At 67.2% G+C, this 13,500-nt stretch carries 13 protein-coding genes and 1 pseudogene; 8 read left to right on the top strand and 6 right to left on the bottom strand.

The genetic code is table 11. The annotated features are described in order from the left end of the window. The 3 genes and pseudogenes from ABIR74_RS12175 to ABIR74_RS12165 form a co-directional block, all read left to right on the top strand. Positions 1 to 201 (top strand): annotated as a pseudogene (locus ABIR74_RS12175) (argininosuccinate lyase); the annotation flags it as partial. Between the two features lie 171 nt (positions 202 to 372). After that, entirely contained in the window at positions 373 to 738 is a 366-nt protein-coding gene (locus ABIR74_RS12170) for a hypothetical protein (RefSeq protein WP_348178485.1), read from the top strand. Continuing rightward, positions 735 to 1,430 (top strand): SIMPL domain-containing protein, encoded by a 696-nt coding sequence (locus tag ABIR74_RS12165; protein WP_348178483.1) that lies wholly within the window; start codon positions 735 to 737, stop codon positions 1,428 to 1,430. Before ABIR74_RS12170 ends, ABIR74_RS12165 begins: the two co-directional genes overlap by 4 nt. 91 nt (positions 1,431 to 1,521) lie before the next feature. On the opposite strand, the gene amt is transcribed toward ABIR74_RS12165, so the two are convergent. The 3 genes from amt to ABIR74_RS12150 form a co-directional block, all read right to left on the bottom strand. After that, positions 1,522 to 3,216, bottom strand: coding sequence for an ammonium transporter (gene amt / locus ABIR74_RS12160; RefSeq protein ID WP_348178481.1), 1,695 nt, complete (start codon positions 3,214 to 3,216; stop codon positions 1,522 to 1,524). After that, positions 3,213 to 3,563, bottom strand: a complete 351-nt coding sequence (locus ABIR74_RS12155) for a P-II family nitrogen regulator (RefSeq protein WP_348178479.1) — start codon at positions 3,561 to 3,563, stop codon at positions 3,213 to 3,215. Before ABIR74_RS12155 ends, amt begins: the two co-directional genes overlap by 4 nt. A 163-nt stretch (positions 3,564 to 3,726) precedes the next feature. Continuing rightward, positions 3,727 to 4,791: a glutamine synthetase beta-grasp domain-containing protein gene (locus ABIR74_RS12150; protein WP_348178477.1), complete on the bottom strand. Its 1,065-nt coding sequence runs from the start codon at positions 4,789 to 4,791 to the stop codon at positions 3,727 to 3,729. A gap of 307 nt (positions 4,792 to 5,098) precedes the next feature. On the opposite strand from ABIR74_RS12150, the gene ABIR74_RS12145 reads away from it, so the two are divergent. From ABIR74_RS12145 to ABIR74_RS12125, 5 genes are all read left to right on the top strand, one after another. Further along, on the top strand, positions 5,099 to 6,361 hold the full coding sequence (locus ABIR74_RS12145) for an MFS transporter (protein ID WP_348178475.1): 1,263 nt from the start codon (positions 5,099 to 5,101) through the stop codon (positions 6,359 to 6,361). A gap of 118 nt (positions 6,362 to 6,479) precedes the next feature. Beyond that, positions 6,480 to 7,907, top strand: coding sequence for a type I glutamate--ammonia ligase (glnA, locus tag ABIR74_RS12140; RefSeq protein WP_348178473.1), 1,428 nt, complete (start codon positions 6,480 to 6,482; stop codon positions 7,905 to 7,907). Positions 7,908 to 8,193: 286 nt separating this feature from the next. Further along, positions 8,194 to 8,667: a CopD family protein gene (locus ABIR74_RS12135; RefSeq protein WP_348178471.1), complete on the top strand. Its 474-nt coding sequence runs from the start codon at positions 8,194 to 8,196 to the stop codon at positions 8,665 to 8,667. A gap of 1 nt (position 8,668) precedes the next feature. Continuing rightward, a complete protein-coding gene (locus ABIR74_RS12130; RefSeq protein WP_348178469.1) occupies positions 8,669 to 10,114 on the top strand; it encodes a GAF domain-containing protein in 1,446 nt (481 codons plus the stop codon). Continuing rightward, positions 10,095 to 10,670 (top strand): response regulator, encoded by a 576-nt coding sequence (locus ABIR74_RS12125; protein WP_348178467.1) that lies wholly within the window; start codon positions 10,095 to 10,097, stop codon positions 10,668 to 10,670. Before ABIR74_RS12130 ends, ABIR74_RS12125 begins: the two co-directional genes overlap by 20 nt. Positions 10,671 to 10,693: 23 nt before the next feature. Here ABIR74_RS12125 and ABIR74_RS12120 read toward each other — a convergent pair whose 3' ends face one another. From ABIR74_RS12120 to ABIR74_RS12110, 3 genes are all read right to left on the bottom strand, one after another. Continuing rightward, positions 10,694 to 11,755: a DUF4349 domain-containing protein gene (locus ABIR74_RS12120; RefSeq protein ID WP_348178465.1), complete on the bottom strand. Its 1,062-nt coding sequence runs from the start codon at positions 11,753 to 11,755 to the stop codon at positions 10,694 to 10,696. Continuing rightward, positions 11,742 to 12,245, bottom strand: a complete 504-nt coding sequence (locus ABIR74_RS12115; protein ID WP_348178463.1) for a sigma-70 family RNA polymerase sigma factor — start codon at positions 12,243 to 12,245, stop codon at positions 11,742 to 11,744. The genes ABIR74_RS12120 and ABIR74_RS12115 overlap by 14 nt, the downstream gene beginning before the upstream one ends. 117 nt (positions 12,246 to 12,362) lie before the next feature. Further along, complete coding sequence (locus ABIR74_RS12110; RefSeq protein ID WP_348178461.1) at positions 12,363 to 13,403, bottom strand: LLM class flavin-dependent oxidoreductase; 1,041 nt, start codon at positions 13,401 to 13,403, stop codon at positions 12,363 to 12,365. Positions 13,404 to 13,500 lie beyond the last annotated feature (97 nt).

Genomic DNA, 13,500 nt, shown 5'->3' with positions numbered 1-13,500 from the left:
CTCGCGACGGATGCGGCCGAAGCCCTCGTGCTCGAAGGCGTTCCGTTCCGCGAGGCGCACGAACGCGTGGCTTCGAGCGTGCGGGACGGCTCGTTCGTGCCTGTCGGCACGGCCGCCGAGAGCGTCGCGTCCCGGGGCGCCCCGGGCCCCGGCGGAGTGCGTGAGGCGCTCGCCGAGGCGCGCTCCCGCTGGAGCCGGTGAGATCCTGCCCGCTGGCCCGTCAGAGCCGGCCCCGCATCCTTCTCGCTCGATCCGCAAACGAGCGGCGCAACCGGCTGTGACGCGAGACGGGTGCGGCGGCGTAGTAGGGGCATGAGCACCCTGACACCCGGAGGGAGATCGATGAAACGCGCAACCCTCGGAGCGATCCTGGTGATCGCGATTGCGATCGCGGCTGGTTTCGGCGTTTACGCCGCTATAGCCGGAGACGACGACGAGCCGAACGCCGGAGGAACGCCCGCCAGCCTGTCCAAGTGCAGTGCCGACGATCCGAACTGCCTCGCCCGGATCGGCGGAAAGGAAGGTAACTCAGCCGGAGATCCGGAGCCTTCAGGCGGCGGCGCAGCGGCAGGGAGTTGTCTCGTGGGCACCAACTGCGAGGACACCCCGGAGACGCCCACGAAGCCCGAAGACTCCGACACGGCCACCACGCCATCTACCTCGCTCGGCGTCTGTGCTCCCGATACGCCTGACTGTGTCGATACGTCTGTCACCACAACATCTGGAGGAGACGAATGAAACGCATAGCCCTAGCAGCCATCCTGCTCGTCGCCGCTGCGGCCGTTGCCGGCGTCGCCCGTCCCGAGGGCGCCCGCGCCGTCGAGGGTCCCTCCCAGACGGGTGACTCGATCACCGTCTCGGGGAACGGCTCTGTCTCGGCCGTCCCGACGACCGCCGTCTTCTCGTTTGGCGTCGACTCCCGGGCCGCGACGGCCAAGGGCGCGCTGGCAGCGAACTCACGGGAGATGCGATTGGTGATTGCGGCCGTCAAGGCGGCCGGTGGCAAGAACGTCACGACCCAGTCCGTCAACCTCTCGCAGGCGTTCGGGGCTGACGGTGCACCGAACGGTTTCGCCGCGTCGAACGTCGTCACCGCGACGATCGGACTCGACCAGGTCGGCGCCGTGATCGACGCAGCCGTCGAAGCGGGCGCGAACCAGGCCAACGGCCCCTCGCTCGGCGTCGCAGACCAGGAGAAGCTCTACCGGCAGGCGCTCAAGGCGGCTGTTGCCGATGCCCGCGAGTCCGCGCAGGTGCTCGCTCAAGCGGCTGGTCGGTCGCTCGGGAAGGTCACGGCGATCGTCGAAGGCGGCGGGACGTATCCCGTGCCGATGTACGAGAAGTCCGCGGTCTCCGACGTAGGAGTCCCGATCGAGGCAGGCACGCGCGAGACGACCGCGACGATCTCGGTCACGTTCGCGCTCATCTAGGTCGTTGCCGTAAGGAGCTGTCCCGGTGACCGGATATCGGTCACCGGGACGGCCTGTGCTCGTTCGGCCCCGTCTCAGACACAGGCGGCTTTCACTCGGCTGCCGCCGTACCGTCCGCCTTACCCCGCGCGTCCGCCGCCCGCAGGCGTGACGACATCGTCTTCAGCATGTTGACGGCGAGCTGGGGATTGTCCTGGAGCCGCCGCTCCACACTCTTCTTGTCGACCTCGAGGATGCGGGCGTCGCCGACCGCGCGCACCGTCGCCGACCGCGTCTCGTCCTCGAAGATCGCCATCTCCCCGAAGAACTCGCCCTCCTCGAGCGTCGCAAGTTGCTGCTCGGCGCCGTTCCCGTCCTTCTGGACGACCTCGACCTTTCCGGTCTGGACGACGTACATACTGTCGCCCCGCGCACCCTCGGAGACGATGATCTCGTTGTTCACGTATTGCTGGCCCACCTTGATGTTGTGCTCCGAGCCATAGCCGCCCGGCACCGGAATATAGAACTCGGGATAGCCCCACATGCCGTGCTCGGAAACGTCGAGGCCCATCTGCTCGTCCTCCGAGTGGGTGCGGATCCCGATCGTCACCTTGAAGAGGAACAGCACGAGGAACGACAGCGTGAACGTGAACGCGCCCACTGCTGCGAGGCCGATCACCTGCGTCCCCATCTGATGGAGGCCGCCACCGTAGAAGAGGCCGCCCTGCCCCGTTTCCAGATTGGCCGCAAGTGCGGGAACGGCGAAAAGGCCGAGCGAGAGCGTCCCCCACACACCGGACATGCCGTGGGCGGCCATGGCGCCGACCGGGTCATCGATCCCGACCCTCTCGACGAGAAGCGATCCGAGCACGACGATGATCCCGGAGATGAAGCCGATCACGATTGCGGCCCAGGGCGCAACGAAGGCGCACGCGGCGGTAATCGCAACGAGCGCCGCGATGGCGCCGTTCAACATCATCGAGAGGTCAGGCTTCTTGACGACGATCCATGACGTCAGGACAGCACCGAGAACGCCTGCCGCTGCCGCGAGGTTCGTCGTCAGAGCGACGTAGGCGAAGAAGCCGACGCCACCGAAGTCGACCGACAATGTCGAGCCCGGGTTGAAGCCGAACCAGCCGATCCAGAGGATGATCACGCCGAGCGTGGTGAACGCCATGTTGTGCCCCGGAATCGCGTTCGGCTTTCCGTCTGATCCGTACTTCCCGAGCCTCGGCCCGAGCAGGATCGCGCCGGCGAGGCCGGCGAGGGCGCCCTGGTAGTGGACGACGGTCGAGCCCGCGAAGTCCTGCATCCCGCGCGAGAAGAGCCAACCGTCCGGGCTCCAGACCCAGTGTGAGACCACCGAGTAGATGAGCGTGAAGACGGCGCCGAAGGCGAAGTAGACCCATAACCGGGTCCGCTCCGCCATCGCGCCCCACACGATCGCGAGCGAGACCGCCGCAAAGGCGACCTCGAAGAGGTATCCCGCCGCTGCCGGGATCGCGCCGAACCAGGAGAACGGAGCCTCCCCGATCGTGAGGAGCTCGTCCACCGTAGGGAAGAAGCCCGAGCCGCCGACGATCCCGTTGCCGCCGTCGCCGAACGCGATGCCGAAGCCGACGCAGTAGTAGACGATCGACGCGATCGCGAGAATGAGCACGTTCTTTGCGGCGATATGCCCGACGTTCTTCATTCGCGTCAGGCCCGCCTCGAGGAAGGCAAACCCGGCCTGCATGAAGATGACGAGGATCGCTGCGAAGATCACCCAGATCGTGCTGGCGGCGAACCCAACTTCCTCGAGACTCATAGCGCCTCGACCTCCTCGAGCTTCGCGCCGGTGCGGTTGTGGGTCACGTTCATGACGGGAGACATCCAGCAGATGCCGTCGCCGCTGACATGGCCGGTGCGGGCGGCGTCGGCGACGGTCACGAGAACCTTCTCGGCGAGCTCGTCGGCGACGACGAACGTCAGGTGCGCCTTCGGGAGGAAGCGCGACTGGAAGACGCGGCCCCGGTACTCGTGTGTGATCCCACGCTGCTTGCCGTGCCCGACTGCCTCGATGACCGTGACGCCGACGTGCCCGGTCTCGGACTCGACAGCGTCCATCACCGTCTCGACGCGGTCGCGTACCACGACCGCCTCAACTTTCATCATCTCACCCTCCTCGTTGGTCCAACGGAAGTCCCCACCCAGGGGGAGCGCTGAGGCGTCATTGCCTCCCGGGTGGAGCCTTCATCGGCCCCGCGAGGACGTGGTCCTCGATCCTCGCCCGCCGGGCGGAAAACGGCTCCGGCGGGCGTTCGTCCTTCGAGCTCGTCTAGCCCGTCTGGGCGAGGGCGAGCGGTCGCGTCTCCTCGAGAGCCGACTCGTCGGCCATCGCGATGGTCTCGACGATGCGCCCGGCGATGCGATACGGGTCGCCCTGCGAGTTCGGGCGACGATCCTCCAGGTAGCCGCGCCAGCCGTTGTCGACGAAGCTGTGTGGCACCCTGATCGAAGCGCCGCGATCGGCGATGCCCCAGCTGAACGTGTCGATCGACTGGGTCTCGTGGAGGCCGGTCAAGCGCAGATGGTTGTCCGGGCCGTACACCTCGATGTGGTCGTGCATGTGCCGCTCGAAGGCATCCATCAGGGCGAGGAAGTACTCCCTGCCGCCGACCTCGCGCATGCTCCGGTTGGAGAAGTTCGCGTGCATCCCGGAGCCGTTCCAGTCGACGTCTGCGCCGAGCGGCTTGCAATGCCAGTTGACGTCGACACCGTAGCGCTCGCAGAGGCGGAGAAGCAGGTAGCGGGCGATCCACATCTCGTCGGCTGCTCGCCGCGAGCCCTTGCCGAAGATCTGGAACTCCCATTGGCCCTTCGCCACCTCGGCGTTGATGCCCTCGTGGTTGATCCCCGCGCCGAGGCAGAGGTCGAGATGCTCCTCGACGAGCTGGCGCGCGAGCGAGCCGACGTTCTTGTGGCCGACGCCGGTGTAGTACTCGCCCTGGGGCGCCGGGAATCCCCCGCCTGCCGGGAAGCCGAGTGGAGCGCCTTCGACGTAGAAGAAGTACTCCTGCTCGAACCCGAACCACGTCTCCGGGTCGTCCGGGATCGCCGCCCGGCTGTTGCTCGGGTGGGGAGTCCCGTCGGGCAGAAGCACCTCGCACATCACGAGCGCACCGTTTCGGCGGGCCGGGTCGGGGTAGAGCGCCACCGGCTTGAGGACGCAGTCGGAGTCGCTGCCGTCGGCCTGCTTGGTGGAGCTGCCGTCGAAGCCCCAGAGCGGGAGCTCCTCGAGCGTCGGGAACTCGTCGAACGCCACGATCTTCGTCTTGCCGCGTAGGTTGGGAACGGGCTCGTACCCATCGAGCCAGATGTACTCGAGCTTGAATTTCTCCATCAGATACTCCTTCCTGTCGAACACGAAAACGCGCACAAAAAAAGCCCCAGGGCTCCCGAAGGGCACTGAGGCGTCGTCGCCACCCGAAGCGCCATCGTCGGCGACTCCGAGTACACACTGTAGAGGCTATTGCCCCCGGTGCGCAAGGGGCAAGCGTCGCGGCGCTCGTGTAGCGTTCGGTGCGAAGTGTCAGTCTCCGTCTAACAGCAGGCACGGCTCCGGCAGTCACGTTCTTCACGCCTGGCTCCCGCAGCGCCAGCCTGCTCCCGGGTCACCTTCCTGATGCGAGATCGACTGGAGCCGTTCCATGCACCGCCTTTCTGCACGCACCACCTGGTACGCCTACGAGGCCGCCACCTCGTTTCTGGCCATGCTCGCGTTCACGGTGACGGCCGTCTACTACGTCACCGAGGTCGGCATGAGCCCACTTCAGCTCGTACTCGTCGGAACGTCCATGGAGGTGGCGATCTTCGTCTTCGAGATCCCGACGGGGATCGTCGCCGACGTCCACTCGCGACGGCTTTCGATCGTCGTCGGCACGTTCGTCATGGGCATCGCCGTGACGCTCTTCGGAGCCCTGGATACCGTGTGGCCGATCCTCGCCGCAAACGCACTCTGGGGTGTCGGTTACACGTTCACGAGCGGGGCAGCAGATGCCTGGATTGCCGATGAGGTGGGCCAGGAGCGGCTCGCCCGCGTCTATCTGCGAGGCGCTCAGGTCGGACGCGTCGCCGCACTTGCCGGGATCGGTGCAAGCGTTGCACTGGCCGTCGTCGACCTCCGGTTCGCGATCGTCGCTGCCGGAGCCGGGACGATGCTCCTTGCCGCGTTCCTCGCGGTCGTGATGCCGGAGACGGGCTTTTCGCCGCTCCCCCGCGAGGAACGCGGGTCGCTCTCGCAGATGGCGCACACCGGTGGGCAGGGCGTCCGGCTCGTGCGGGCACGACCTGCCCTGCTCGCGATCCTCGGGATCGCCGCGTTCGCCGGCATGTGGAGCGAGGGGTACGACCGGCTCTGGCAGGCCCACTTCATTCGTGACATCGGCCTGCCTTCGTTCGGAGGTCTCGACCCCGTCATCTGGTTCGGAGTCTTTGGCGCGGGAACGATTCTGCTCTCGATCGCGGTCGCCGCACCACTCGGCAAGCGGGTGGAGGCCGCCGGGCTCGAGACGATGGCGAAGACGCTGTTCTGGCTCGATGCGTCGCTCCTCGTCAGCGCGCTCGTCTTCGGGCTGGCCGACCAGTTCTGGCTTGCCCTTGCCGCCTACTTTGCGGTCGGCCTCGGCCGGAACGTTGCCAACCCGATCTTCCAGACGTGGCTCAATCGCAACGTCGAGGAGCCCGGGGTCCGAGCGACCGTCCTGTCGATCACGAGTCAAGCCGACGCCGTCGGCCAGTGGACGGGCGGGCCTGCGATCGGGGTGATCGGCAACGCCTTCTCGCTTCGAGCGGCGCTTGCGGCTGGAGCCCTCTGCATGGCGCCCGCCCTAGGCCTCTATCGTCGAGCGGCACGACACCACGGAGAGGCGCCGGCGCTCGAGTCGCTCCCGCCGCCGGTTTCGGAGCGGTAACCGGTCGGCCAACGGCGGCCGACCCTGCTAGTCTCGGGAGGTCGATTTTCGAGGCAACGAGGCCTCAGGCGCTTGCTTGTGCCTGGGGCTTTTTTCGTTCTCAAGGGAGGAGCATCAGATGGCGCGACCCAGAAACGCAGCAGCGCCCGCGGCACCGAAGCGGGCGACGCAGGTAAAGAGCAAGGATCGGGCAACGTCGAACGTCGCCGCGCGACGCGCAGTGTTGAAGCGGATCAAGGACGAGGGCGTCGAGCACGTTCTCTTCTGGTTCACCGATCTCGAGGGCCACCTCAAGTCGTTCGCGATCACGCCGAACGAGATGGCGGATGCGCTCAACGACGGGATGGGCTTCGACGGCTCGTCGATCACGGGGTTCAACCGGATCGAGGAGTCGGACATGGTCGCGATCCCCGACCCGTTGACGTTCGAGATCATGCCGCGACCAGTCGACGATCACGGGCACGCGCTGGGGTCGAAGGTGGGCCGCATGATCTGTGACGTCGTCAAGCCCGACGGCACTCCGTACGAGGGTGACCCGCGCTACATCCTCAAGCTCGCGCTCGAGCGGATGCAGAAGATGGGCTTCGACACGTTCAACGTCGGCCCGGAGCTCGAGTACTTCCTGTTCGAGGACGACAAGGGCACCGAGACGATCGACGAGGGTGGCTACTTCGCGATGACCGTTCAGGATGCGGCGACCGAGGTGCGGAACGACACGATCACCGCGCTCGAGTCCGTCGGGATCCAGATCGAGTACCACCACCACGAGGTCGCCCCCTCGCAGCACGAGATCGACATGCGGTACGACAACGCGCTCTCGATGGCGGACAAGACGATGACCTACCGGATCGTCGTCAAGGAGGTCGCTGCCTGGCACGGCTACTACGCGACGTTCATGCCCAAGCCGCTGTTCGGCGAGAACGGGTCCGGCATGCACACGCACATGTCGCTGTTCAAGGGCGGCCGCAACCAGTTCTTCGACGCGAAGGACCCGAATCACCTCTCCGAGACTGCGAAGTCGTTCATCGCCGGGCTGCTCGTCCACGCGCGGGAGCTCTCGGCTGTGCTTGCCCAGTGGGTCAACTCGTACAAGCGGCTCGTGCCGGGCTACGAGGCACCGGTCTACGTGGCCTGGTCGCAACGCAACCGTTCTGCGCTGATCAGGATCCCGCTCTACAAGCCGGGCTCGGAGCAAGGCACGCGCGCGGAGATCCGCTGCCCCGATCCGGCATGCAATCCGTACCTTGCGTTCGCGGCGCTTCTGCACGCGGGCCTCGAGGGAATCGAGAAGGGCTACAAGCTCCCGCCCGAGATGACGACCAACCTGTATCGGCTCTCGGAGGAGGAGCGCGTCGAGCAGGGCGTCGAGGCTTTGCCAGGCTCGCTCGGCGAGGCGATCGAGGCGTTCGCGGTGTCGGAGCTTCTCCAGAAGGCGCTCGGGGAGCACATCTTCCCGCGCTACGTCGAGCTCAAGCGCACCGAGTGGGACGAGTACCGAACGCAGGTCTCGCAGTGGGAGCTCGACCGCTACCTCGCGGCACTGTAGATCCGCATTTCACGGGCGGCATCTCGCAGTTGCGGGATGCCGCTCGGCGGCAATTACGTGTCTTGACTGGACAACTGCGCCGAGAAGGAGCATTATCGTTCGTGCAGGCTGAGCCGCTAGGCGAGTGGCTCGCTTGCGACTGACGGCCGATCGCGGGACCCGAGAGGGGCCCGTGGTCGTTGTGGGGTCAATCTGCCGCTCCGCGACCGCGCCGACGAGGAGCATCCAGCCGATCAGCCGGTTTCGATCGTGACGACGAGACCGCCCGCGACGATAGCCTGCCTCTGTGCTCACCGTTCTCCGCATCGTCCACGTGATGTCCGCCATGGTCTGGGTGGGTGGGACGATCGTGCTCGTCTTCGTAGGAGTGCCTGCGATCCGCAAGCTCGAAGGCGAGGCGAGAGCAACCGCGATGAAGGCGCTCGGGCGGCGTTGGCGACCGCTCGGCTGGAGCGCGATGGGCGTGGCGATTCTTTCGGGCCTCTGGCTCACGGAGTTGCACGGCGGCTTCAACTCGGCGGCGCTTTCGACCGACTTCGACAAGACGGTGATCGTCAAGTCCGTGCTCGTCGTCTTCCTCGTCATCGGCGCGCTCATCCACGACTACATCCTCGGGCCGCGATTGCAGCGGGAGATGCGGGCGCAGGAGCCGCAGGCGCCGGCGACCCGACGCCGCCTGATCATTGTCGGCTGGTTCAACTTCTCGCTGACGATCGCGATACCGATCCTCGGCGTGATCGTTCTCGGCTATCTCGACTGACGTGGAGGACGCGGCTCGGCACCTCGCGCTCCTCACTCGTACGACCGAGGTCGTCAACTCCTCGCTCGACCTGCAGGAGGTCATGGAGGCGATCGCACACGAGGTGGCCGCAGCCCTCGAGACCGACTCCGCCTACGTCTACCTCTACGACGAGCGCACCGACGAGCTCGTGCTGCGCGCGACGCACGGGACGAGCGTCGCGGATGCCGGAAGGGTGCCGCGTATGCGGCGCGGCGAGGGCATCACCGGCGCCGCAGCTGCCGAGCGCGCCCCTGTGATGATCGCCTCCGACGCGCATCTCGACCCACGCTTCAAGGCGTTCCCGAACCTGCCCGAGGACGACTACGCATCGATTCTCGCCGTGCCGATTCTCGCCCGCGAGAAACTCGAAGGCGCGCTCAACGTACGCACACGCGAACCGCGAGCCTTCACGCAGGCCGAGGTCGATCTGCTGATGACGATCGCGGGTCAGGTGGCGCAGTCGATCGAGCACGCGAAGCTGTACTCCCAGGCGCAGCGGCGCGTGCACGAGCTGGAGGCACTCGCGCGGATCTCGGAGGCCGTCTCGGAGTCGCTCTACCTGGAGGAGTCGCTCCAGGCGATCGTGCAGACGACCGTCGAGTCGACGAATGCAACGGGCGCAGCGATCGTTCTCGAAGACGGGCGCATCGCCTGGCCTGAAGGGCGTGCCGGCAAGCACGCAGTGCGACTGCCGCTGCGCTGGCGTGGCCGGACGATCGGCGAGCTCGTCGTCGACCGGGATTCCCGGTTCTCCGACGACGACCGCCAGCTCCTCGAGGCGATCGCGAGCCAGGCGGCCGTGGCGCTCGAGCACGGTCGCATGGCCCTTCGAGGGGTGCTCGCCCAGGAGATCCATCATCGGGTCAAGAACAACCTGCAGACCGTCGCCTCGCTTCTGCGCCTCCAGGCGCGCGCCGAGAACGTCGACCCGCAGAAGGCGCTCGGCGACTCCGTCAACCGTATCCTGGCGATCGCAGCGGTACACGAGGTGCTGACGGAGCATCGCGAGGACGACGTCCAGCTCGACGAGCTGATCGACCGGCTCCGCGCCATGCTCGTGCAGGGGCTCGTCGCCGGGAAGGACGTCAGCTCATCCCTCGAGCCGGTATCGCTCGCGGGGCAGAGGGCGACGTCGCTCGCGCTCGTCTTCAGCGAGCTGTTCGGCAACGCCCTCGAGCACGGCGGGAACACGATCTCGATTACACTCACGGGGCTCGACGGTGAAGTCGTGCTCTCGATCGCCGACGACGGCGATGGCATGCAGGCTGCGGATGACAGCACCGGCCTCTCGATCGTTCGCGCGCTCGTTCGCGATGAGCTGCACGGTGAGCTGACGCTGGTCAACGATCCCGGGTTGCGTGCCGACGTCAGGTTCCCGGCACGCATTGAGATCGGAAAGGATGACCATGCGAATCCTGATCGCTGAAGATGAGACGATCATCAGGCTCGACCTGCGGGCGATGCTCGAGAAGGTGGGTTTCGATGTCTGTGCCGAAGCGAAGGACGGAGAGGAAGCAGTCACGCTTGCGCGCACCCTCGAGCCGGATCTCGCGCTCCTCGACGTTAAAATGCCGCGCCTCGACGGGATCGACGCGGCGCGTCGGATCCTCGAGGAGCGGCCAATTCCGATCGTCATGGTGACCGCGTACGGCGAGCAGGAGCTCGTGTCCCGGGCCGTCGAGGCCGGGGTGTTCGGCTACCTCGTGAAGCCCTTCCGCGAGACGGACCTGCTGCCTGCGATCGCGACCGCGCGGGCACGCCACGACGAGCTTGCAGCCGTGCGCGAGGAGGCGGACTCGCTCGCCGAAGCGCTCGCAGCGCGGAAGGCGATAGAGCGGGCCAAGGGTCTGCTCATGGAGCGGGAAGGTCTGAGCGAGCAGGATGCCTTCGCGCGCCTGCGCAAGGCGAGCCAGATCTCGGGGCGCCCGCTCAAAGTCGTGGCGGAGGCCCTCATCGCGACGCTCGACCCGAATGCTCCGTAGACCCACGACGCGGACGCCGCCGGCTACGAGTTCGAGAGCAACTGCTCGTCCTCGTGCTTGCGGATCCCGCGGCGCGTGAGCCACGCGAGTAGCGCGATCAGCGCCAGTGGGCCGACGATCACGAGGGCGTACAGCACGACCATCGCCTCGATTGCGAGGATCTCGACGGCACGGTCGACGGCGTTGTCGAACCGTGACGGGGCGGGGACGACGGCCGCCGACTCCGACGTCTGAAGCGTCAGCTGGATCGTCGCGTAGCGACCTTCGGCGGCGACCTGGGCGCTCGCGACCCGCACCTTCCCGAGCTCGCTGCGGGCAGCGTCTCGGCGGGCTTCGAGCGTTGCCCGGGTCTCGGCGCTGATGTCGGTCGAGGCGAGCCGTGCGGAGAGTCGTGCGATCTGGAGGCGGAGAGCGTTCTCTCGCTTCGTCAACTCGTCGACCTGACCCTGGAGGTCGTCGATCTGGATCTGCTGCCCGACGATCTTGCCGAGGTCCGAGAGCCGTACGATCGCCTGCTGTACGTTCGCGGTCGGCACCCTCAGCGTCAGAGACGACATGCCTGACTCGGTCGTCGCGTACGACGCCGTGACGAGATAGCCGCGGAGGTCACGCGTGATCCGGAGAGCCTGCTGGGTCGCATCGGAAAGCGCGTCGATGTTCTTCACCGATAGCGTCAGCTGCGCCGAGTAACGCTGGGCGCGGCCGGGCACCGGCCCCGGGGTAGCCGCATCCGCGCCACCCGTTCCGGCTTTGAGCGACGGGGCGGCCTCGTACGCCGGGGTCGTAGTCGCCCCCGGGGCGGTCGCGCTCTGCGAGGAGAGATCGTTGCGAACCGCCTCAACGCCACCGGGCCGCGAGCCCGAGTCGAGCAACCCGGCGACCCCGGCCACGGCGAGCAGCGCCACCGCCGTTGCGGGAACGGCGACCAGCGCAAACCGGCGTGGCGAGTAGTGCAGGAACCGTGCGAAGGGAGACGGCCGACGCACGGACTCGGCAGCGGCGATCGCCCGGACGCGCTCCCTCAGCGCGCCGTCGGCGGCGGGCCTCGTAGCCTGCAGCTCGGTCATCAGCTCAGCGGAGGTCATCGTTCCTCACCTTCTCTTCGAGTTTATGGAGCGCCCGGCTGAGCCGTGTCGAAACGGCCGTCGGGCTGATGCCGAGCACGCGGGCGGTCTGGTCGCCGTCGAGCTCGATCACGATGCGGAGTACAAGCACTTCGCGCTCTCCGATGCTCAGCGTTGCGAGCCCGGCTTGTAGTGCGGGCGAGAGTCCTTCGACAAAGTCTGCTTCGTGGGCCTCGGGCTCGGCTGCCGCCTGCTCGCGCTTGCGGCGGCGCGAATCGGCGCGGAAGGAATCGAGGGCTGTGGTGCGGGCGATGCCGAGCAGCCAGGTTCGGGCGGTACCTCGCCGCGGGTCGAACCGCGACCACTGCCGGAGGGCTTTCTCGAATGTCGCACCCGCAAGGTCGTCCGCGGCCGCGCGGTCGCGCGTGAGGTAGAGGAGGTAGCCGAAGACGTCGTCGAGATGTCGCTCGGCCGCCTCTGTGAAGGTCACGGGGGTGGCGGTGTGCGTCAAGGGTCTCGTCAGTGTCGCAGTGTGCACACCCGTTCTACGCCGCCGGGTGGCTGTCGCGTCACATGAGGAAACGGGTGATGGGCGAGGAGTGCCGCAGTGGAGGAGCGTACCGCGGAACTACGACGGCGCTCGGGGACGGCTCGGCTCGCTGCTCGGCATCGTCGACGGATCCGTTGTCAGGGCCGCCGCCAGGATCTCGTAGGAGTGCAGGCGCGCTTCGTGGTCGAAGATCGCCGAGACGACCATGACCTCGTCGATGTCCGCAAGCTCAACGAACCGCTCGACGCCGGCGGCGACGGTGGCGGACGATCCGACGACCGAGTGCGTGAGCATCGCGGAGGCCTGGGCCTTCTCGGCCGGGCTCCAGAACGCCTCGATATCGTCGATCGGGGGTGGATAAGGCCCTGAGAGCCCCCGGAACCGGTTCGCCCACGACTGTTGTGGCGTCGTGAAGAGTCGCCGTGCCTCCTCGTCGGTAGCGGCTGCGAAGACATTGAGTCCCGCCATCGTGTAGGGCTCTTGCAGCTGTCGCGAGGGGCGGAACTCGCGGCGATAGACATCGAGCGCAGCCAGCAGGTCCGTCGGGGCGAAATGCGAGGCGAAGGCATAGGGGAGACCCAGAGAAGCGGCGAGTCGAGCGCCGAACGTGCTCGAGCCGAGAATCCAGAGCGGAACCTCGAGACCCGCGCCCGGCACGGCTCGGATCGCCTGTCCGGGCTGGGGAGGCCCGAAGAGAAACTGCAGATCCTGCACATCCTGCGGGAACTCGTTGCCGCTCATCGTGTCCCGGCGCAGAGCGCGAGCGGTGAGCTGGTCGGTGCCGGGCGCCCTACCGAGCCCGAGGTCGATGCGGCCGGGAAACAGGGCCTCGAGCGTGCCGAACTGCTCCGCGATCACGAGCGGAGAGTGGTTCGGCAACATGATCCCGCCCGCTCCGACGCGAATCGTCGAGGTTCCCGCTGCGAGGTGGCCGACGACGACGGCTGTCGCGGCACTCGCGATCCCCGGCATGTTGTGGTGCTCGGCGACCCAGTGGCGGCGGTACCCGAGCCGTTCTGCGTGACGCGCGAGGTCGAGGCTGTTGCGGAGCGCGTCGCCGGCCGTCGAGCCGAGCGAGATCGGAGCGAGGTCGAGCACCGAGAGGGGAACAGGTCTCACCGGCGTGACGGTACCGATCGTGTCCTTCGCGATGCCGCGGCCGGACCAAGCGGCGTAACCACGATCTGCGCGGAGGACTCATGCGCGCGCGACCCGC

The sequence above is a fragment of the Gaiella sp. genome, assembly GCF_039915195.1.
In the GTDB taxonomy this organism is placed as follows: domain Bacteria; phylum Actinomycetota; class Thermoleophilia; order Gaiellales; family Gaiellaceae; genus Gaiella.
The sequence above is the reverse complement of the archived record's forward strand: the minus strand, read 5'-3'. Positions and strand labels throughout refer to the sequence as shown.

What these genes read in the sequence shown, in the direction of transcription:
- ABIR74_RS12165 (WP_348178483.1), top strand. Translation starts at nt 735, where the DNA reads ATGAAACGCATAGCCCTAGCAGCCATCCTGCTCGTCGCCGCTGCGGCC.
- amt (WP_348178481.1), bottom strand. Translation starts at nt 3,216, where the DNA reads ATGAGTCTCGAGGAAGTTGGGTTCGCCGCCAGCACGATCTGGGTGATC.
- ABIR74_RS12155 (WP_348178479.1), bottom strand. Translation starts at nt 3,563, where the DNA reads ATGATGAAAGTTGAGGCGGTCGTGGTACGCGACCGCGTCGAGACGGTG.
- ABIR74_RS12150 (WP_348178477.1), bottom strand. Translation starts at nt 4,791, where the DNA reads ATGGAGAAATTCAAGCTCGAGTACATCTGGCTCGATGGGTACGAGCCC.
- ABIR74_RS12145 (WP_348178475.1), top strand. Translation starts at nt 5,099, where the DNA reads ATGCACCGCCTTTCTGCACGCACCACCTGGTACGCCTACGAGGCCGCC.
- glnA (WP_348178473.1), top strand. Translation starts at nt 6,480, where the DNA reads ATGGCGCGACCCAGAAACGCAGCAGCGCCCGCGGCACCGAAGCGGGCG.
- ABIR74_RS12125 (WP_348178467.1), top strand. Translation starts at nt 10,095, where the DNA reads ATGCGAATCCTGATCGCTGAAGATGAGACGATCATCAGGCTCGACCTG.
- ABIR74_RS12120 (WP_348178465.1), bottom strand. Translation starts at nt 11,755, where the DNA reads ATGACCTCCGCTGAGCTGATGACCGAGCTGCAGGCTACGAGGCCCGCC.